General features: G+C 68.0%; 18 protein-coding genes. 11 read left to right on the top strand and 7 right to left on the bottom strand.

The window, feature by feature from the left end:
* Positions 1-185 precede the first annotated feature (185 nt).
* The 3 genes from ACZ3HV_RS40020 to ACZ3HV_RS40010 form a co-directional block, all read right to left on the bottom strand.
* Positions 186-1,538 carry an ABC transporter substrate-binding protein gene (locus ACZ3HV_RS40020; RefSeq protein ID WP_465692585.1) on the bottom strand — a complete coding sequence of 451 codons (1,353 nt, stop codon included), beginning with the start codon at positions 1,536-1,538 and terminating at the stop codon, positions 186-188.
* 11 nt (positions 1,539-1,549) lie between these two features.
* Positions 1,550-2,356 (bottom strand): carbohydrate ABC transporter permease, encoded by an 807-nt coding sequence (locus tag ACZ3HV_RS40015; protein WP_465692592.1) that lies wholly within the window; start codon positions 2,354-2,356, stop codon positions 1,550-1,552.
* A 226-nt stretch (positions 2,357-2,582) separates the two neighbouring features.
* Positions 2,583-3,527, bottom strand: coding sequence for a carbohydrate ABC transporter permease (locus tag ACZ3HV_RS40010; RefSeq protein WP_465692583.1), 945 nt, complete (start codon positions 3,525-3,527; stop codon positions 2,583-2,585).
* A gap of 141 nt (positions 3,528-3,668) precedes the next feature.
* On the opposite strand from ACZ3HV_RS40010, the gene ACZ3HV_RS40005 reads away from it, so the two are divergent.
* Positions 3,669-4,706 (top strand): LacI family DNA-binding transcriptional regulator, encoded by a 1,038-nt coding sequence (locus ACZ3HV_RS40005; protein ID WP_465692581.1) that lies wholly within the window; start codon positions 3,669-3,671, stop codon positions 4,704-4,706.
* On the opposite strand, the gene ACZ3HV_RS40000 is transcribed toward ACZ3HV_RS40005, so the two are convergent.
* The 3 genes from ACZ3HV_RS40000 to sucC all read right to left on the bottom strand — a co-directional run bounded on the left by ACZ3HV_RS40000 (position 4,694) and on the right by sucC (position 7,403).
* Complete coding sequence (locus ACZ3HV_RS40000; protein WP_465692579.1) at positions 4,694-5,209, bottom strand: hypothetical protein; 516 nt, start codon at positions 5,207-5,209, stop codon at positions 4,694-4,696. The two genes, ACZ3HV_RS40005 and ACZ3HV_RS40000, sit on opposite strands and share 13 nt — an antisense overlap.
* A 138-nt stretch (positions 5,210-5,347) precedes the next feature.
* A complete protein-coding gene (gene sucD / locus ACZ3HV_RS39995) occupies positions 5,348-6,241 on the bottom strand; it encodes a succinate--CoA ligase subunit alpha (RefSeq protein ID WP_465692578.1) in 894 nt (297 codons plus the stop codon).
* Between the two features lie 10 nt (positions 6,242-6,251).
* The gene (gene sucC, locus ACZ3HV_RS39990) at positions 6,252-7,403 is read right to left on the bottom strand and encodes an ADP-forming succinate--CoA ligase subunit beta (protein WP_465692590.1); all 1,152 of its coding nucleotides are present in this window, start codon (positions 7,401-7,403) and stop codon (positions 6,252-6,254) included.
* Positions 7,404-7,535: 132 nt separating this feature from the next.
* Here sucC and ACZ3HV_RS39985 point away from each other — a divergent pair, with 132 nt between their 5' ends.
* From ACZ3HV_RS39985 to ACZ3HV_RS39965, 5 genes are read left to right on the top strand one after another with little or no spacing between them, the layout of a single operon-like run.
* Positions 7,536-8,936 (top strand): OFA family MFS transporter, encoded by a 1,401-nt coding sequence (locus ACZ3HV_RS39985; protein ID WP_465692576.1) that lies wholly within the window; start codon positions 7,536-7,538, stop codon positions 8,934-8,936.
* On the top strand, positions 8,933-9,535 hold the full coding sequence (locus ACZ3HV_RS39980; RefSeq protein WP_465692574.1) for a hypothetical protein: 603 nt from the start codon (positions 8,933-8,935) through the stop codon (positions 9,533-9,535). Before ACZ3HV_RS39985 ends, ACZ3HV_RS39980 begins: the two co-directional genes overlap by 4 nt.
* Positions 9,508-10,506 (top strand): Gfo/Idh/MocA family protein, encoded by a 999-nt coding sequence (locus ACZ3HV_RS39975; protein WP_465692572.1) that lies wholly within the window; start codon positions 9,508-9,510, stop codon positions 10,504-10,506. The genes ACZ3HV_RS39980 and ACZ3HV_RS39975 overlap by 28 nt, the downstream gene beginning before the upstream one ends.
* Positions 10,503-11,549, top strand: a complete 1,047-nt coding sequence (locus tag ACZ3HV_RS39970; protein ID WP_465692570.1) for a Gfo/Idh/MocA family protein — start codon at positions 10,503-10,505, stop codon at positions 11,547-11,549. Before ACZ3HV_RS39975 ends, ACZ3HV_RS39970 begins: the two co-directional genes overlap by 4 nt.
* Before the next feature lies 1 nt (position 11,550).
* On the top strand, positions 11,551-12,390 hold the full coding sequence (locus ACZ3HV_RS39965; RefSeq protein ID WP_465692568.1) for a Gfo/Idh/MocA family protein: 840 nt from the start codon (positions 11,551-11,553) through the stop codon (positions 12,388-12,390).
* Positions 12,391-12,497: 107 nt separating this feature from the next.
* Here ACZ3HV_RS39965 and ACZ3HV_RS39960 read toward each other — a convergent pair whose 3' ends face one another.
* The gene (locus ACZ3HV_RS39960; protein WP_465692566.1) at positions 12,498-12,773 is read right to left on the bottom strand and encodes a hypothetical protein; all 276 of its coding nucleotides are present in this window, start codon (positions 12,771-12,773) and stop codon (positions 12,498-12,500) included.
* 122 nt (positions 12,774-12,895) lie between these two features.
* On the opposite strand from ACZ3HV_RS39960, the gene ACZ3HV_RS39955 reads away from it, so the two are divergent.
* From ACZ3HV_RS39955 to ACZ3HV_RS39935, 5 genes are all read left to right on the top strand, one after another.
* Entirely contained in the window at positions 12,896-14,611 is a 1,716-nt protein-coding gene (locus ACZ3HV_RS39955) for a thiamine pyrophosphate-binding protein (RefSeq protein WP_465692564.1), read from the top strand.
* A 25-nt stretch (positions 14,612-14,636) separates the two neighbouring features.
* Positions 14,637-15,863: a formyl-CoA transferase gene (gene frc, locus ACZ3HV_RS39950; RefSeq protein WP_465692563.1), complete on the top strand. Its 1,227-nt coding sequence runs from the start codon at positions 14,637-14,639 to the stop codon at positions 15,861-15,863.
* Between the two features lie 30 nt (positions 15,864-15,893).
* Positions 15,894-18,035, top strand: coding sequence for an acetate--CoA ligase family protein (locus ACZ3HV_RS39945; RefSeq protein ID WP_465692561.1), 2,142 nt, complete (start codon positions 15,894-15,896; stop codon positions 18,033-18,035).
* A 94-nt stretch (positions 18,036-18,129) separates the two neighbouring features.
* Complete coding sequence (locus ACZ3HV_RS39940) at positions 18,130-19,629, top strand: Nramp family divalent metal transporter (RefSeq protein ID WP_465692559.1); 1,500 nt, start codon at positions 18,130-18,132, stop codon at positions 19,627-19,629.
* Between the two features lies 1 nt (position 19,630).
* Positions 19,631-20,176 carry a hypothetical protein gene (locus ACZ3HV_RS39935; RefSeq protein ID WP_465692557.1) on the top strand — a complete coding sequence of 182 codons (546 nt, stop codon included), beginning with the start codon at positions 19,631-19,633 and terminating at the stop codon, positions 20,174-20,176.
* The last annotated feature ends 64 nt before the right edge of the window (positions 20,177-20,240 follow it).

Raw genomic sequence — 20,240 nt, 5'->3', positions numbered from 1 at the left:
CGCAGCCACACTCAACCACCGCACAGCCACTCCATCTGCCGCATGAGGTTGACACAGGGAGTGTCATGGGGCCTCCCGGCCTGGACTGAGGAGCGGAGGGAGCGCAGCGACTGGAGTGACGAGGCAAGGCCGGGAGTCAAGGCCCCATGACCCTGCCGGCGCCGAAGGCCCGGCCAAAAGCACTGTCAGCCGTTTACCTGGAAGCCCTGCTGGTTGCCGTATGCAACAAGCGCGTCCTGCCAGGCCTTCAGGCCGGTGTCCAGGTCGGACTTCGACTGGTACGCCTTGCCGACGGTGTCGCCGTAGATGCTGTTCGCGTACAGCTCGTACGGCAGGTAGCTCCAGCCCTTCACGACCGAGCCGGCCGCGCTGGTGAGAACCTGGTTGATCTGCTGGCCACCGAAGTACGCACTCGTCTTGTCGACGAACGCCGGGTCCTTGAGGTCGGCCGTGGTCGCCGGGAAGCCACCGCTGGCCAGGAACGGCTTCACACCCTCGTCGTGGTTCAGCCACCGCACGAACGCCGCGGCCAGCGCCGGGTTGGCGCTCTGCTTCAGCACAGACTCGGTGCTGCCACCGTTCTCCGCGGTCGCCGGCTGGCCGTCGTACGTCGGCATCGGGGCGACTGCCCACTTACCGGCGCCGGCCTTGACCGAGGCCTCCATCACGCCGGGCATCCACGCACCGGTCGGCAGCGTCGCGATCGTTCCGTCGCCGAGCGCCTTGAACCACTCGTCGGTCCAGCCCGGGATGTTCGACACCAAGCCGCCGGTGACCAGCTGGTTCCAGGTGTTCGTCCACTTCTTGGAGCCGTCGTCCTGCAGGTTGATGGTGACGTTCTTGCCGTCGGTCTTGAACGGCTGACCGCCGGCCTGCCAGATCATGCTGGTGGTGAAGCCGGCATCACCGGAGTCGTTGGTGATCCAGGCCTTCGGGTTGGCCGCGTGCAGCTTCTTCGCGGCGGCGACGTACTCGTCCCAGGTCTTCGGCACGGCGATGCCGTACTTGTCGAAGACCTCCTTGTTGTAGAACAGCGCCATCGGCCCGGAGTCCTGCGGCAGCCCGAACAGGCCACTGCCGGCGTGGACGGCGGCCCACGTCGAGGCGGTGTACGCCGACTCGTACTGGCTGAAGCCGTACTGGTTCAGGTCGACGAGCGAGCCGGGCAGCGCGAACTGGGGGAGCGCCTGGTACTCGATCTGGGCCACGTCCGGCGCACCGGAGCCGGCCTTGATCGCGTTCTGCACCTTGGTGTAGTGGTCGTTGCCGGTCCCGGCGTTGACGTAGTTCACCTTGACGTTCGGGTACTGCGCCATGAACGCCTTCACCTGAGCTTCCGCCGACGGCGTCCAGCTCCAGTAGGTGATCGTGCCGCCCGCCTTGAGCGCGGCGTCGACGGCGTCGGGCGAACCCGTGGACGCGCTGCCGCTGCTGCCGGAGCTGCTCGAGCCGCCGCCGCACGCGGCCACGGCCGCCAGGGCGATGACTGCGGCTCCGGCAACCACCAGCTGCCGGATGCCTCGCCGATGTAGCTTCATCCTGTTCCCTTTCACTTGACACTCCCGGCGGACAGGCCTGACTGCCAGAACCGCTGAAGCAGGAGGAAGGCGATCACGAGAGGCACGATGGTCAGCAACGACCCCGTGATCACCAGGTTGTAGATGGAGCGGGCCCCGACGCCGGTCGCTTGGTTGCTCCACTGGGTGAGCCCGACCGTGAGCGGGTAGAGGTTGGGTTTGCTGAGCATGATCAGCGGCAGGAAGTAGTTGTTCCAGGTGGACACCACCGCGAACAGCAGCGTCGTGACGATGCCGGGGGCAAGCAGTCTCAAGGCCACGGTGAAGAACACCCGGACCTCACCGGCGCCGTCGATCCGGGCCGCCTCGAGCAGCTCCACCGGTACGGCGTCGGTCGCGTAGACCCACATCAGGTACAGCCCGAACGGACTCACCAGCGACGGGATGATGATCGCCCACACGGTGTTGGTCAGCCCGAGGTTCGAGAACATCAGGAACGTCGGCACCGCGAGCGCCGTCCCCGGTACGGCGACCGCACCGAGCAGCACCGCGAACACCGCGCGCCGGCCGGCGAACTTGTACTTCGCCAGCCCGTAGCCGGCCGCGGTCGCGAGCAAGGTCGCGCCACCCGCGCCGACGACCACGTACAGCAGTGTGTTGCCGAGCCAGCGCAGGAAGATGCCGTCGTTGTAGGTGAGCGTGTCCTTGATGTTGGAGAAGAACGCGAAGCTCTTCCCGAACCAAAGCCCCGGGGTGGACAGCAGGTCGTCCTGCGTCTTGGTTGCGCTGATCAACAACCAGAGCAGCGGGACGAGCGTGTAGATCAGGTAGAGCACCATCACGCCGGTCAGCAACGGCGACCGCTTCGGCCGCAGCGGCGACGTCCCGGTCTTCTTCACGGTCCGCGCCGTACGCACGATGCGCGGCGTGTCCACGGTCGTGGTCATGGGGCCTCCCGGCCTGGACTGAGGAGCGCAGGGAGCGCAGTGACTGGAGCGACGAGGGAAGGCCGGGAGTTAAAGCCCCATGACCCTGCCGGTGCCGAAGGCCCGGCCAAAAGCACAGTCATAGTGTCTCCCGGGAGCCACGCAGCTGGACGACGTACGCGATGATCGCGGTGATGACGCCCATCACGATCGCGATCGTGGCGGAGTAGTTGAACTGCTGCCCGGCGAAGGACAGGTTGTAGGCGTACATGTTGGGCGTGTAGTAGGTGGTGATCACGTTCGGCGCGAGCGTGCGCAGGATGTTCGGCTCGTTGAACAGCTGGAAGCTGCCGATGATCGAGAAGATCGTCGCGATCACGATCGCGCCGCGCAGTGCCGGCAGCTTGACCGCCCGGATGGTGCGGAACGTCCCGGCCCCGTCGATCGCGGCCGCCTCGTACAGCTCACCGGGGACCGTGCGCAGCGCCGAGTAGAAGATCAGCATGTTGTAGCCGACGAACTCCCAGGTGACGATGTTGGCGATCGACGGCAGCATCCAGCTGCTGCTGAGCGGCTGGATCGCGGTCGTGCCGAACAGGTCGTTGAGGTTCGCGGCCAGGCCGAAGTTGTCGCCGTAGATGTAGCCCCACATCAGCACCGCGACCACGCCTGGCACCGCGTACGGCAGGAAGATCACGATCCGGAAGAAGCCGGCCGCGCGCAGCCGGGCGCTGTCGATCGCGAGCGCGGCGAGCAGGGCCAGGATCAGCATCACCGGCACCTGGACGACCAGGAACACCGCGACCCGGCCGAACGACTCCCAGAACTTCGGGTCCCGCAACGCCTCGGTGTAGTTGTCGAGGCCGACGAACACCGTGCCGCCGAAGAACGCCTGGTCGCGGAACAGGCTGAGATAGATCGCATACCCGATCGGGGCCAGGAAGGTGAGCGCGAAGACGGCCAGGAACGGGCCGACGAACAGCCACCCCTTGCCGTCCTGGGCCGCTCGCCGTCGCCGGCGACCGGCCGCGCACACCGGTGTGACGTGGTGCCCGGTAGATCCTTGGGCCACGGACTCCGCCATGTCCGTCGACCTCCTCTCGCTTCCCGCGCCGGTGAATGTCACCGCGACGCGCGCAATGTTGACGTCAACATCGATGCCGCGAAGGTAACGTGTTTACGTCAACATGTCTACACTGCGGGCACAACTGAGGGAGGGCACCCGATGTCAACGGAGGAATCATCGGTCCGGCGCCGGCCGTCGATGGCGGACGTCGCCAGACTCGCCGGCGTGTCCGGGCAGACGGTGTCCCGGGTCGCGAACGACCGGCACAACGTCGACGCGACCACCCGGGACCGGGTCCGGGCCGCGATGCAGCAGCTCGGTTACCGTCCGAACAGCGCGGCTCGGGCGCTGCGCAACGGCGAGTTCCGCAGTATCGGCGTGATCGTCTTCGAGCTGTCCAGCTTCGGTACGACGCGCACCCTCGACGCGATCGCCACCGCGGCCACCATCAGCGGCTACGCGATCAACCTGCTGCCCGTGCTGGACGTCACCCAGACCGCGGTGACGAACGCGTTCAGCCGGCTCGGTGAGCAAGCGGTGGACGGCGTGATCATCCTGATCGAGGCGCACACGCTGGACGAAGCCGGAGTACTCCTACCGGACGGGCTCCCCGTGGTCGTCGTCGACTCGAGTGCGCACTACGACTACCCGATCGTCGACACCGACCAGGCCCAGGGCGCGCGCCTGGCCACTGAGCATCTGCTGGACCTGGGCCACGAGACCGTGTGGCACCTCGGCGGCCCGCCGACCTCGTTCGCGGCGGACCGGCGCCGGCGTTCCTGGGAGCAGACCCTGATCGAGCACGGCCGGGACGTCCCGCCGGTGCTGGACGGCGACTGGTCATCCAGCTCCGGGTACGAGGCCGGCCGCCGGCTGGCCGTCAACGACAAGGTCACCGCCGTCTTCGTCGCCAACGACCAGATGGCGCTCGGTCTGCTCCGCGCGCTGTACGAGCGTGGCCGCGCGGTGCCGGACGACGTCAGCGTGGTCGGCTTCGACGACATGGAAGAGGCGGCCCATTTCTGGCCGCCCCTCACCACCGTCCGTCAAACCTTCGCCGAAGTCGGGCGCCGCAGCGTCGATGCCCTCATCGCCGAAATCCAAGCCGGCGAACACCACCACGCCCCAGTCGCTGTCCCCACCGAACTCATCGTCCGCCGCAGCACCGCCCCGCCCCGCCGCTCTCAGCTGGGTTGAGCTTGGAGCCTCTTCGGCCAAGGGAAGACGAGTGGATCGGAGCTCGCCTCCCACAGCCGGCTGAGTTCGCGTAGTGTTTCGGTGGCGCGGTCGAGGTCTGCGTCGAGGTAGGGACAGGCGTCAGGCCGAGTGATGCCCCAGCTTTCGCGGAGCCGCGCGTACGGGGTCGGCCGGTCCTTCTCGACCGCTTCGTGAACGACGGCGGAGAGCGACTCGCTGATGCCGATGCTGTTCGGTGCCTTCAGGATGCGGGTGCTTCGGGCCTTGGCGTCGTACCGCTTCTTGCCAGCGGTCTGTTGCATGCTGTCGAACACCGCACCGGCAGCGATACAGCCGAAGATGCCGTCGGGCATTCCGAGTTCGCGTTCGGTGACGGCGTGCGCGAGGTCATGGGGCACGCGGTGCTTGCGTGAGTACGACGAGAGCGTGAACTCTGCGCCGTCCGCCCTCCGGATCAGAGTGGAGCACTCACCGCGCGGGTCGTGCAGGAAGGTGAGATGCATGTCCCCAGCGTGGACCCTCGTCCGTCCCCGCACCACCGGTTTTCGGAGGGGCTTGCCCACTCACCTGGAGGGTTGCCCGGTCAGATTCTCTGTGGGCAACCCTCCAACTGAGGGGCTGCCCACTGAGTTGGAGGGTTGTCACACGGCGACCTCGGCGACGGACAGGACGGCGCGCATCAGGGCGGCGGTTTCGGTGGGGGTTTTGCCTACGCGGACGCCGGCGGCTTCGAGGGCTCCTTGTTTGGCGGCTGCCGTGCCGGAGGAACCGGAGACGATGGCGCCGGCGTGGCCCATGGTCTTGCCCTCGGGGGCGGTGAAGCCGGCGACGTAGCCGACGACGGGCTTGGTCACGTTCTCCTTGATGAACGCGGCCGCCCGCTCCTCGGCGTCGCCACCGATCTCACCGATCATCACGATCGCGTCGGTGTCCGGGTCGTTCTGGAACGCGGCCAGCGCGTCGATGTGCGTCGTACCGATGATCGGGTCGCCGCCGATGCCGATCGCGGTGGAGAACCCGAAGTCCCGCAGCTCGTACATCATCTGGTAGGTCAGCGTGCCCGACTTCGACACCAGGCCGATCCGCCCGGGCCCGGCGATGTCAGCGGGAATGATCCCGGCGTTGGCGCGGCCGGGGCTGATGATTCCGGGACAGTTCGGCCCGATGATCCGCGTCCCGCTGCCCTGGGCGTGCGCGAAGAACGCGGCGGTGTCGTGCACCGGCACGCCCTCGGTGATCACCACGACGAGCGGTACGGCGGCATCGACCGCCTCCACGACCGCGCCCAGGGTGAAGCTAGGCGGCACGAACACCACCGACACATCCGCGCCGGCCGACTTCACCGCGTCGGCGCACGAGCCGTAGACCGGGATCGAGCGCTTCGCGAAGTCGACCGACTGCCCACCCTTGCCCGGGGTCACGCCGCCGACCACATTGGTGCCAGCGGCAAGCATCCGGCTCGTGTGCTTCTGTCCCTCGGACCCGGTCATGCCCTGCACGATGACCCGGCTCTGCTCGGTCAAGAAGATCGCCATCTCACACCTCTCAGTTCTGGGCGGCGAGCTCGGCGGCACGGGCGGCGGCGCCGTCCATCGTGTCCACCACGGTCACCAGTGGATGGTTGGCCCGGGCAAGGATCCGGCGGCCCTCGTCGACGTTGTTCCCGTCCAGCCGAACCACCAGCGGCTTGTCGGCCTGGTCGCCGAGCAGCTCGAGCGCCTGGACGATGCCGTTCGAGACCGCATCGCAGGCGGTGATCCCGCCGAACACGTTCACGAACACACTGCGCACCTGCGCGTCGGACAGGATGATGCCGAGCCCGTTCGCCATCACCTCGGCGCTCGCGCCACCTCCGATATCCAGGAAGTTGGCCGGTTTCACGCCGTACGACGAACCCGCGTACGCGACCACGTCGAGCGTCGACATGACCAGCCCGGCGCCGTTCCCGATGATGCCGACCGAGCCGTCGAGCTTGACGTAGTTCAAACCCTTCTCGTGCGCCGCCGCCTCGAGCGGATCGGCCGCGGCCTTGTCGTCGAAGCCCGCGTGGTCCGAGTGCCGGTACGACGCGTTGTCGTCGAGCGTCACCTTGCCGTCAAGGGCTTCGATCGAACCGTCGGCCAGTTTGACCAGCGGATTCACCTCGACCAGCGACGCGTCCTCGGCGACGAACACGTCCCACAACTGGCGTACGACGTCCTCCGCGCCGGCCGGGAACCCAGCGGCGGCGACGATCTCGGCGGCCTTGGCCTCATCGACACCGACGGCCGGATCGATCGCGACCTTGGCGATCGCGTCCGGATTCGTGTGCGCGACCTCCTCGATCTCGACGCCGCCCTCCGTGCTGGCGATGCACAGGTACTCGCGGTTGGCCCGGTCGATCAGGAAGGAGAGGTAGTACTCCTCGGCGATGTCCGCGGCCGGCGCGAGCAGCACTCGCTGCACGGTGTGGCCTTTGATGTCCATGCCGAGGATGTCGCTCGCACGCGCCACGGCTTCGTCGGGGGAGGCGGCCAGCTTCACGCCGCCGGCCTTGCCGCGGCCGCCGGTCTTCACCTGCGCCTTCACCACCACACGTCCGCCGAGCTCCTCGGCTGCCGCGGCGGCATCGGCCGGGTCTTCGATCACCCGGCCGAGCGTCACCGGGACGCCGTGCCGGGCGAAGAGTTCTTTGGCTTGGTACTCCATCAGGTCCACGTCAGCCTCCATCGGTGTGCAGACGACTGTATGCGGTATGCAATCTGGTGACAAGAAGCGGTGAGGTCTGGACAGCGGAAGCGTGGAGGGGTACCACAGACCTCATACGGTATGCAGTAGTCAGGAGGCGACATGAATCACGTGATGCCCCCGGACCGGGGCAGTGCGGCCGGCACGGCAAAGCCCCGGGACGTCCGTGACGTCTATGGCCGGCGGTACCGGATCGGCGAGGACGCCCGGGAGCTGACCGGACATTCGCGGCGCTGGCAACTGTGGGCCGCATGGGCCTGCATGGTTGCCATCAGTCCGCTGCAGTACTCGTTCGGCACCGCCGCACTCGGTCTGGAGTCCGATCGCGGCTGGGGTGCGGCCAGGACGTTGTGGCTGCTCGCCGTCTTCGTGGCCTGTCAGGCGCTCGTCGCAATCCCGGCCGCCTGGGTCCATCGGAGTCGGCGTGCCACGTCGACTCAGCTCGTCGTTGTGGGCGGCGCGCTCGCCGCGATCGGCCTCACGACGCTGGCCCACGCGGACAGCTATCTCGCGGTCGTGGTCGGCTACGCGCTCTTCGGCGGGACCGGCGCAGGTCTCGTGTACGCCGCCTGCATCACCACGGCGGCCCGGTGGTTCCCGGATCGGCGGACCGCCACGATCGGGTTCGTCACGGGCGGCTTCGCGGTCGGCGCCGTACCGAGCATCGCATTGTTGACGATCTTCCAATCCAGTCAGCGGATTGTCTTCGATCTGACCGCGCTGATCGCACTCCTCGTGGTGCTGGTGGCCGGCGGCCTGCTGAAGGATCCGGCGCGGCACTGGTGGCCCGCGGACCTCGATGCGCAGGCCTGGGCGATCGACCGGACGTTGAACCGGAGCATCCCGCACAACCTCCCGGCCGTTCGTCACTACCGTCCGGGTGAGGCGATGCGGACCGGTGCGCTGCCGCTGATGTGGCTGATGCTGGCGATCAGTACGGCGCTCTCCCTGTTCGGCATCGCGTTCGTCGTGAGCTACGCGGTGACCGCGGAGCTGGGTGTCGCGGTGGGCGGGTTCGCCGCCGGAATGCTTGCCGCGGTCAACGGCCTGGGCCGCTCGTTCGCCGGGAACCTGTCGGACCGATTCGGCCGGCGCCGGGTGCTGGCCGCCGTACTGATGGTCGAGGGGTTCACCCATGTCGGTCTAGTGGTCGCCGGTGAGGCAGGTGCGGGGTGGGCGTTCGTGGTGTGCGCGATGTTCGCCGGGCTCGGCGGCGGCGCGTTCTACGCGATCATGGCGAACCTCGTGCTGGAGTTCTTCGGCGAGCACAGCCTGCTGCAGAACCAGGCGATCCTCTACTCGGCCAAGGCCGTCGGTGGACTGGTCGGCATCGGCGTCGCGGCATCGCTGGTCGCGGTGGTCGGCTACCGGCCGTTGTTCCTCGGCGCCGGGCTGCTCGGCGTACTCACCGCGCTGAGCGTGCGGCTGCTCAAACAACCAGGACGACCTGCGCTACCGGTCCGGCCACAACTCGGTACGCCGGTCGCCGGGTCGAGCGAGTGAGCGGCTACGCGAAGGTCGCGCGGCCTGATCCGTGCGTGATGGAGCTGGTGTCGAAGCTGGCTCGCGAACCATGGACGGATCGACCGGCCTGTGTGCATCCGGTCCTGAGCGCAGTGGCCAGGGCGGTACATGACCACAGCAGCTCAGCCGGCCGTCGCGAGTTGCTGCCGCTGGCGCCGCACTTCCTTGACACCGCCGACGTCGGATTCGAGCGCTCGGCACGTCTGGTCGCGTTGTCCGTCTCGACGGCCTTGGTCAGTGGCGAGATCCGCACCGACGAGCGGGTCAGGCTCGCGCGAGCCCATCGGACAGCGCTGCACCTGCTCGGGTCGGCCGACGAGCCTGGTGGAGCGGCACGGTGGTGGCTGCCGCTGCTCGGGCGGTTCGGGTGGAGCGAGCCGATCTACCGGACCTTCGTCGCCGCCGAGCACGCCGCCGAAGCCGTGGCCGTCGCCGCTCGGGCCGCGGACGACATCAGGCTCCGCGGCCTGCTCAAGCAGTGCCTGGCCGTGGCCGGCTCGGCTGTCACTGGTTGCACTCGATCGCGGGAGGTGCCCCCTAGACTCGATCCATGCCCGCACCCCTCCGGCTGGCCGTGATCGGCGCCGCGCATTCCCATGTCAGGTACGCGCTGGACGAGGTGCCCTTGCGTGCGGAGCTCGCGCTGGTCGCCGTCGCGGACCCGGATCCGGCGACGGCGGGGCGGTACGCCGGGGAGTTCGGCGTACCGGCGTACGACGACCACCGGAAGCTGCTCGACGAGCTGCGACCCGACGTGGTCATGATCGCGGGCATCTACGCGGACCGGGCCGAGGCGATCGCCGACTCACTCCGCGCCGGCGCTCACGTACTCGCGGACAAACCGCTCTGTACGACGCTCGCCGAGCTCGACGCGATCGAGACCGCCCAGCGGGAGACCGGGCGGATCGTCTCCATGCTGCTCGAGAAGCGGAACTATCCCGAGACCCTTGCCGCACGCGCGCTGCTGGCCGACGGTTCGCTCGGCGAGCTGGTCCAGGTCGCGTCGACCGGGCCGCACAAGCTCAACCGCCCCACCCGGCCGGACTGGTTCCTCACCAGGAAGGGGTACGGCGGGATCCTCGGCGATCTCGCCGTCCACGACATCGACCTCGTCCTGCTGCTGTCCGGTGCAACTGAAGGGACGATCACGGGGCTGGTGGATGGCAGCGAGTTTGCGCTGGCGGGATCGCTCCTGCTCAGGGCCGGCTCGGTCGTCGCGACGATCGAGGTCAACTGGCTCACGCCCGCGGCCTCGCCGTACCACGGTGACTACCGGATGCGGCTGACCGGCACCGAGGGTACGGCGGAGTTGTTCTGGGCGCAGAACAAGTTGATCGCGGCAACCACCGACCGTCCGCCGTGGGAGGTCGAGTTACCGCCGCGCCGGCGACCGGCCGCCGATGCGTTCGACGCATTCACAGCGGGTCGTGAGCCCGAGATCAGTACCGCGGTCGGCTTCGCCGCGACGCGGGTCGCATTGCTTGCACAGGAGAGCGCTGACGCCGGGGGTGTCGTGGTGCCGTGGCAACTGAGAGGACAGTCCGCATGAAGTTCGCGATAGTCGGTGCCGGAGTCATCGGTGCGACCCATGCCCGCCTGATCACGTCCCTGCCCGGCGAGGCGGAACTGGTCGCGATCGTCGACGTGGAGGCGGACCGGGCCGCCGCGCTGACCAGCGAGTACGGCGGTGAGCCGATGACGGAACTGGAGAAGGCCTGCGCCCGGGCGGACATCGACGCGGTGAGCATCTGCCTGCCCAGCGGCATGCACGCCGATGCCGCGATCACGGCGCTCATGGCCGGCAAGCACGTCATCGTGGAGAAGCCGATCGACATCACCCTGGCCGCGGCAGACCGGCTCATCGACGCGGAGCAACAGACTGGACTGACCGTCGCGGTGATCAGTCAGCGCCGGTTCCAGCACGCCCCGGCCTTCGTCCACCAGGCCGTCGCGGCCGGCCGGCTGGGCCGGATCACCGCGGGCATCGCCGAGTCAGCCTTCTGGCGTTCGCAGGAGTACTACGACTCCGGTGGCTGGCGTGGCACGGTGGCACTCGATGGCGGCGGAGCCCTGATGAACCAGGGCATCCACGTGGTCGACCTGCTGCTGTGGATGCTCGGCGAGCCGGTGGAGGTGCAGGCGTACAGCGATCGGCTCGCGCATGAGCGGATCGATGTCGAGGACACGGTGGCGGCGACGGTGCGGTTCCGCAGCGGGGCGATCGGGTCCATCGTGGCCACGACCTCGGCGTACCCGGGCCGTCCGGTCCGGCTGTCGGTGTACGGCGATCGCGGCAGTGCTGTGATCGAGCAGGACGACCTCGTCGCCTTCGACACCGCCGACGGCGAACCCGCGGACCAGGCGACAGGCGCCCGGCCCGTCCAAGCCGGGGAGCCGGCGGCCGAGGCGAGCGTCTCCGGATCGGTCGCCGACGCCCATCGCGACCAGTACGTCGACTTCATCGAGGCGGTGCGCGACGGCCGCCCGCCGTCGGTCGGCACCCGGGACGCACGGCGTGCGCTCGAAGTCGTGCTCAGCGTCTACGAATCCGCCCGGACCGGTCTCCCGGTCCAGCTCACCGGGAGACAGTGACGTGCGCATCGGGATCATCGGTACGGAGAACTCCCACGCCGATCACATCATCGACCACCTGAACGTCGAGCGCCGCGCGGGGGAGACCCGTGTCGTCGCCCTCAGCGGCGGTGCGAGCGAACGCAACGAGAAGCTCCGCGCGACCGGGCAGATCGAGCGGCTCGTCGACGCACCCACGGACCTGCTCGGCCTGGTCGACGCGGTGATCATCACCGACCGGCACGGCGGTCTGCACCGGGAGCACGCCGTACCGTTCCTGGCCGAAGGCCTGCCGGTGTTCGTGGACAAGCCGCTCGCATGCACCGAGGCGGACGCCCGGGCGATCGTTGCCGCAGCGCGCGAACACGATGCACCGTTGACGTCGTCCTCAGCCGTCCGCTGGGTTCCGGACACGGATGCACTCGCCGAGCAAGCCGCGTCGCTCGGCACTCCACAGACGGTGATCACCACGGGCCCGGCGGATCCGGACAGTGAGTACGGCGGCATCTACTTCTACGGCATCCACCCGGTCGACGTCGCCCTCAGACTCGTCCCGGGCGCCATCGGTCCCGTACAGGTCGACCAGGTCGCCGACACGGTCATCGCCACGACCGACATCGAAGGGGTCCGGGTCGTCGTTCAGTTGGTGTTGCCGGGTCCGGACGGTCGGGTCCCGTTCCACGGCATGGTCGTCGGCCGGCATGGCCTCGCTGCCCGCGAGTTCACTCTCGGCAAGTCGTACGTCGAGCCCGGGCTGCGCGCGTTCCTGGAGATGGCCGAGACCCGCCGGCCACCGATCGACTACGACGACCTGATCCGCCCGATGCAGTTCCTCGACCAGATCGTCGAAGCCATCCGCTGACCCGGCCTGTGCAGCTCGACAGGACGTATACCTCCACTGAGGACGTGGCAGCCGGTCGTGTAAGCGTGCGTCCGCCCGCCAGCCGCGGACACGTCCTGTCGAAATGCTTAAGGGGCGCGCCCGCCGAGCCCCTCGCGGTCGACGTCGCCCGCGCCCCATAGCCCGTGGTCGATGTCGCCATCCGGGATTGCCACCAGCTCGTGCCGGCGTGGTGCGCCGACCTGGGACTCGAGTCGCCGTAGGTCTGCCGTGCAACGGTCGAGATCGTCCAGCAGGCGCAGTACGTCCAGGTGCGGACCGAGCTGATTCCTCAACGCCACAAGGGATTTCTCCAGCGCGAGAACGGCCTGGCGGGTCCGGTCGAGTTCGTCGTGGATCGTCATCTCAGCCTCCGGGCGCCGAGCTCTGGACAAGCACCATGGCGTGGGATAAGACTACGACTACACCATACGGTATGCAATCTACATTCAAGTCGGCCTCCGGCCTTCCAAGGAGATGACTGCAGATGGCGCAGACAGTGTCGGAATCCCAATCAGTCGCAGAGGTCAGCGAGCCGGAACCGGCCACGATCTCCGGTGGCCACCTGGTCGCGAAGGCCTTGAAGGCCGAGGGGATCGACGTGATCTTCACGCTCTGTGGTGGTCACATCATCGACATCTACGACGGCTGTGTGGACGAAGGCATCGCCGTGGTCGACGTCCGGCACGAGCAGGTCGCGGCGCACGCGGCCGACGGGTACGCGCGGATGACCGGCAAGCCCGGTTGCGCTGTCGTCACCGCCGGTCCCGGTACGACGGACGCCGTCACCGGAGTCGCCAACGCGTTCCGCGCCGAGAGCCCGATGCTGCTGATCGGCGGCCAAGGGGCGCTGAACCAGCACAAGATGGGGTCCCTGCAGGACCTGCCGCACGTCGACATGATGACGCCGATCACCAAGTTCGCCGCGACCGTGCCGCACACCGCACGCGTGGCCGACATGGTGTCGATGGCGTTCCGCGAGTGCTACAACGGCGCGCCCGGCCCGTCGTTCCTGGAGATCCCGCGCGACATCCTGGACAACTCGGTGCCGGTCGAGTCGGCCAGCATCCCCGAGGCCGGGCGGTACCGGGCGTCCACCAAGAGCATCGGTGACCCGGCGAGCATCGAGGCACTGGCCGACCTGCTGGTCCGGGCCGAGAAGCCGGTCGTGCTGCTCGGCACCCAGGTGTGGACCTCACGCGGCACCGACGCGGCGATCGAGTTCGTCCGGCAGAACGACGTACCGGCGTTCATGAATGGCTCCGCCCGCGGCACGTTGCCGCCCGGCGACCCGCATCACTTCCACCTGTCGCGGCGATACGGCTTCAACAACGCCGACCTGATCCTGATCGTCGGTACGCCGTTCGACTTCCGGATGGGGTACGGGCGCCGGTTGCCGAAGAGCGCGACCGTGGTCCAGATCGACATGGACTACCGCACTGTCGGCAAGAACCGCGACATCGACCTCGGCCTGGTCGGCGACCCGGGCGCGATCCTGGCCGCCGTCACCCAGGCCGCCTCCGGCCGGAGCAAGAAGACGGATCGCAAGGCCTGGTTCGCGGAATTGCGGGCCGAGGAGGACGCGTCGTACCAGAAGCGGCTGCCCAAGCAACTGTCCGACGCGAACCCGATCCACCCCCTCCGGCTCGCGCACGAGATCAACGAGTTCCTCACCGAGGACTCGATCTACATCGGCGACGGCGGTGACATCGTCACCTTCTCCGGCGGCGTTGTTCAGCCGAAGGCGCCCGGTCACTGGATGGACCCGGGTCCGCTCGGCACCATCGGCGTCGGCATCCCGTTCGTGATGGCGGCCAAGTACGCGCGGCCGGACCAGGAAGTCGTCGCCCTCTTCGGCGACGGCGCGTTCTCGCTGACCGGCTGGGACTTCGAAACGCTGGTCCGCTTCAACCTCCCGTTCGTCGGTGTCGTCGGCAACAACTCCTCGATGAACCAGATCCGCTACGGCCAGGAGGCCAAGTACGGCGCCGCCCGCGGCCGGATCGGGAACACGCTCGGCGACGTGAAGTACGACGAGTTCGCCAAGATGCTCGGCGGGTACGGCGAGGAGGTCCGCGACCCCAAGGACATCGGGCCGGCCATGCAGCGTGCGCGCGAGTCCGGGCTGCCGTCGCTGATCAACGTCTGGGTCGACCCGGACGCCTACGCCCCCGGAACCATGAACCAGACGATGTACAAGTGACCGCACAAGTAGGGGAGGACTCCTTATGAACAAGGCCCTCGATGGTGTCCGCGTTCTCGACATGACCCACGTGCAGTCCGGACCGTCCTGTACGCAGATCCTCGCCTGGCTCGGCGCCGACGTGATGAAGCTCGAGGCGCCCACCGGCGACATCACCCGCCAGCAGTTGCGCGACCTTCCGGACGTCGACAGCCTCTACTTCACGATGCTGAACTGCAACAAGCGCAGCATCACGCTGAACATGAAGTCCGAGCGGGGCAAGGAGATCTTCACCGATCTGGTCAAGAGCGCCGACGTCCTGGTAGAGAACTTCGCCCCCGGCGCGATCGACCGGATGGGCTTCACCTGGGAGCGGCTGCAGCTGCTGAATCCACGGCTGGTCTTCGCCTCGATCAAGGGTTTCGGCCCCGGGCGGTACGAGGACTTCAAGGCCTACGAGGTGGTCGCCCAGGCGATGGGCGGCGCGATGAGCACAACCGGTTTCGAGGACGGTCCGCCGACCGCGACCGGGGCGCAGATCGGCGACTCCGGCACCGGGATCCACCTGGTCGCCGGCATCCTCGCCGCGCTGTACCAGCGGACGAACTCCGGCCAGGGCCAGCGGGTGACCGTGGCGATGCAGGAGGCGGTGCTCAACCTGACCCGGGTCAAGCTGCGCGACCAGCAGCGGCTGTCCCACGGCCCGCTGGCCGAGTACCCGAACGAGCACTTCGGCGACGAGGTGCCGCGGTCCGGGAACGCCTCCGGCGGCGGTCAGCCCGGCTGGGCGCTCAGGTGTGCCCCGGGCGGTCCGAACGACTACATCTACGTGATCGTCCAGCCGCCCGGCTGGGCCCCGATCGCGAACCTGATCGGCAAGCCGGAGCTGGCCGACGACCCGGACTGGTCCACCCCGCTCGCGCGGCTCGACAAGCTCGACAAGATGTTCGCGTTGATCGAGCAGTGGACCGAGCAGCACACCAAGTTCGAGGTGATGGACAAGCTCAACGCCCTGAACGTGCCGTGCGGGCCGATCATGTCGACCCGTGAGCTGATCGAGGACGAGACGCTGGCCGAGCTCGGCGCGGTGGTCGAGGTCAAGCATCCGCAGCGCGGCAGCTTCAAGACCGTCGGCTGCCCGATCAAGCTGTCCGACTCCCCGGTGCAGGTCGAGACCTCACCCGGTCTCGGCGAGCACAACCCCGCCATCTACGGCGCGCTCGGCATCGATACCGCCGAGCTCGAGGAACTCAAGGCCGCCGGCGTCGTCTGACAAACCCTCCTTCGATTGGAGTTCATCGCAATGACCTATGACAAGGCAGCAGTCCGGACCATCCTCGACCAGGCTCTGGCGGACGGCCGCACCTCGCTGAGCGCACCCGAGGCCAAGCAGGTCGCGGACGCGTACGGCATCCCGACACCGGGCGAGGGGCTGGCCACGACTGCCGAGGGAGCCGCCGGTCTCGCGGCCGAGATCGGCTTCCCCGTCGTACTGAAGATCGTGTCGCCGGACATCCTGCACAAGACCGACGCCGGCGGCGTGGTGGTCGGCGTGGACTCCGAACAGGCTGCCCGGCAGGCGTTCGCGACGATTGTCGACAATGCGAAAGCCTACAAAGCGGACGCCGAGATCGTCGGCGTCCAGGTGCAGAAGATGCTGGTCACCGGCGGTGACGTGCAGGAGGTCATCGTCGGCGCGGTCACCGATCCGACGTTCGGGAAGGTGGTCGCCTTCGGACTGGGTGGCGTCCTTGTGGAGGTGCTCAAGGACGTGACCTTCCGCCTCGCCCCGCTGACGGCGGAGGAGGCGCGCGCGATGGTCGACGGGATCAGCGCGCACGAGATGCTGGAGGGCGTCCGGGGCGCGAAGCCGGTCGACAAGGACGCGGTCGGTGACCTGATCAAGCGGCTGTCGGACCTGGTCACCGACTTCCCCCAGTTCGCCGAGGTCGACCTGAACCCGGTGCTGGCCGGCCCGGACGGATCGACCGCGGTGGACTTCCGGATCATCGTGGACGCCGACGCCGGCAAGCCGGTCGATCGGTACAGCCAGGAGGAGATCCTGACCGCGATGACCCGGATCATGAAGCCGCGCGCGGTGGCCGTGATCGGGGCGTCGAACGAGGCCGGCAAGATCGGCAACTCGGTGATGAAGAACCTGGTCAACGGCGGGTACGCCGGGGACATCTACCCGATCAACCCGAAGGCCGACGAGATCCTGGGGCTGAAGGCGTTCCCCAGCATCACCGACGTCCCGGGTGACGTGGACGTCGCGGTGTTCGCCGTACCGGCCAAGTTCGTCGGCGGGGCGCTCGAGCAGTGCGGCCGCAAGGGGGTCGCGGGCGCGATCCTGATCCCGTCCGGGTTCGCCGAGACCGGTGAGCAGGAACTGCAGGACGAGGTCGTGGCGATCGCCCGCAAGCACAACGTCCGCATCCTGGGCCCGAACATCTACGGCTACTACTACCTGCCGGAGAGCCTCTGCGCCACGTTCTGCACGCCGTACGACGTGCGGGGAAGTGTTGCGCTTTCGTCACAGAGCGGCGGCATCGGGATGGCGATCCTCGGCTTCAGCCGGTCCAGCCGGATGGGCGTTTCGGCGATTGTTGGGGTAGGCAACAAGGCTGACATCGACGAGGATGACCTCCTGACGTTCTTCGAGAACGACGACAACACCAACCTGATCGCCATGCATCTGGAGGATTTGAAGGACGGCCGGGCGTTCGCCGAGACGGCGGCCCGGGTGTCGAAGCAGAAACCGGTCGTCGTGCTGAAGGCCGGCCGCACCGACTTGGGCGCGCGGGCCGCGAGCTCGCACACCGGCGCCCTGGCCGGCAACGACAAGGTGTACGACGACATCCTCAAGCAGAGCGGCGTGGTCCGGGCGCCGGGGCTGAACGAGATGCTCCAGTACGCCCGCGGCATTCCGCTGCTGCCCACGCCGAAGGGCGAGAACGTCGTCATCATCACCGGCGCGGGCGGCTCCGGCGTCCTGCTCTCGGACGCCTGCGTGGACGCCGGGCTGACGCTGATGAATATCCCTCCCGATCTCGACACGGCGTTCCGCAAGTTCATCCCGCCGTTCGGTGCCGCCGGCAACCCGGTCGACATCACCGGTGGCGAGCCGCCGTCGACGTACCGCAACACGATCGCGCTCGGCCTTTCCGACGAGCGGATCCATGCCTTGATCCTGGGCTACTGGCACACGATCGTGACACCGCCGATGGTGTTCGCGAAGCTGGTCGCCGAAGTGGTCGAGGAGTTCCGGGCCAAGGGCATCGACAAGCCGGTGGTGGCCTCGCTGTCCGGTGACGTCGAGGTCGAGGAAGCCAGTCAGTACCTGTTCGACCACGGTGTGGTCGCGTACCCGTACACCACCGAGACCCCGGTTCAGGTGCTCGGTGCCAAATACCGCTGGGCCCGCAACGCCGGGCCGCTCGGATGACCCCTGTCGGAGGAAGCCGGTGATGCGTTTGGAACGGGGGGAGTGCACGGGGGAGCGGTAAAGCCCATGCTGGCGTCGATCTAAGGAGTCCGCCTTGGACGTCACAAGCAAGACCTCAGAAGTACCTGAAGAGCCCGCCGCCGCGGCAGTGACCGAGAAGGTCTGGCGCGCGGGCCGGCTCGAACCGATGCCGATCCGGAAGCTTCCGGACGCGCCGCCCTCGATGCACATCCTCGGTCCGACCGTCTTCCTGGTCGCACTGGGCGTCGGCATGGGCGAGTCCTACATGTGGCCCCGGCTCGTCCTGGTGTTCGGGCCGGACATCCGCTGGCTGTTCATGGTCGGTGTCACCCTGCAGGCGTTCGTCCTGCTGGAAATGGCCCGGTACGCGATGGCGACCGGGGAGAGCATCTTCTTCGGGGCGGCGCGGATCTTCAAACCGATGATGTGGTTCTTCTACGTCGCGGCGATCCTGATCTATATGTGGCCGGGCCATCTGTCCGCCGGCGCGGCCGCGTTCGAGGAGATCACCGGCATACCCTGGCAGGTCACCGCTTGCGTGGCTCTGGTGTTCGTCGGTGTGCTGTTCAGCTTGTTGTCGGTGATCTACAACTTCCTCGAGAAACTGCTCGGCCTGCTGATCGGCCTGCTGGTCGTCGGTACGTCGGTGATCGCGGCGATCGTCGGCAGCTGGGACGACCTCGGCCGAACGCTGTCCGGGATGTTCGCCTTCGGGTACTTCCCGCACGAGGCGATGACGTCGGCCTGGTTCCCGGTCGTGGTCGGGTCGATCGCGTTCGCCGGGCCGTCCGGCATGCAGCAGATGTGGTACACGCTGCAGCTGCGGGACAGCGGCGCCGGCATGGGTGCGCACATCCCGAAGATCCGCGGTCTGCGAGCGGCCGACGAGGCCGAGTCGATGCCGTCGCGGGGCTTCATGTTCGACACCGAGGACGCGACGGAGCTGGCCAAGTGGAAGGGCTGGCGCAAGTGGGTCACTTTCGACGCGATCCTGCTGTTCTGGGGCATCACGATGCTGGTCACGATCTCGTTCACCGTGCTGGCCATGTCGGCGGCCCGGACGAACCCGAACGTGGCCTCGCTGATCGAAGGCGGTGACCGCGAGGCGGCGCTGAAGGCGATGTCGGACGCGTTCGCGTCGGCCGGCAGCCCGGTCCTGGGCACGTTGTTCTTCGCCTTCATCGCACTGATCGGGCTGAACGCGACCCTCGGTCTGTTCGACTCGTTCTCCCGCGGCCAGGCCGACATGACGTACTACTTCGTACCGGGAGCCAAGCGGTTCTCGATGTCGAGGCTGTACGCCGGGTTCCTGTGGGGTGTCATCGTCTTCGGCATCTTGATCCTGCTGTTCGGTCCGGCCGACGGACCGGCAGGGATCCTGGACACGCTGGCCTTCCTGTCCACCTTCGCGATGGGCGCGTACTGCATCGTGTTGCTCCTGGTGAACAACAAGCTGCTGCCCAAGCCGATCCGCCCTGGACCGGTGCGCAACGTGATCATCGCGTTCGGCGCGGTGTTCTACCTGGGCATGCTGTTCTACTGCCTGTTCCGCTTCGGCGTGGCTGTGGGCTGACATGACATCAGCGACAGTTGAGCTGAAGCAGCTCGCGGAGTTCTCGGTCCCGGCCACCGCGGTAGGTGCCGCGGCCGGGTTGATCGCCGGTGGTCTGGCCGCATTCGTCGGTCAGCCCGCCGGCTGGGCAGTGGTCACCGGCCTCGGCCTCGGTGTCCCGCTCATCCTGTTCGGCGCCGGCTACGCCGTACTCCTCGGACTGGGCAAGGTCCCCGCCGGAGTGTTCGCGCCGGCGGCGGTCTACTGGGTGATCGGCTTCCCGCTCGCCCTGCTGGTGCACGCGGTCGTGACCGAATGGGTGGTCGCCGGTACGCCGGGACTGCCACCGGAACCGTGGAAGTTCCTCGCGTTCCGGGCCCTGGTCAGCATGGGCTTCGCGATCGGCTTCCTCTGGATGCACGAGCAACTCGGCCGCCACTGGTGGCCACGCATCCTGGACCACAATCAGTACGCGCGCCGCACGGTGGAGCAGTACGCCCACCTCGCGGCCGCCCTGGAGGCCCGCAAAGCCGCCACCGGCCGAGGCCGCCCCAAACGCGTCACCTGAATCCCCACTTCACCCCATCGGGGCGATGCCGGGTGTCGTCCGTGAACCCCACAGTCGAAGGAAG

This window comes from Kribbella sp. NPDC020701 (assembly GCF_055562215.1).
The sequence above is the reverse complement of the archived record's forward strand: the minus strand, read 5'-3'. Positions and strand labels throughout refer to the sequence as shown.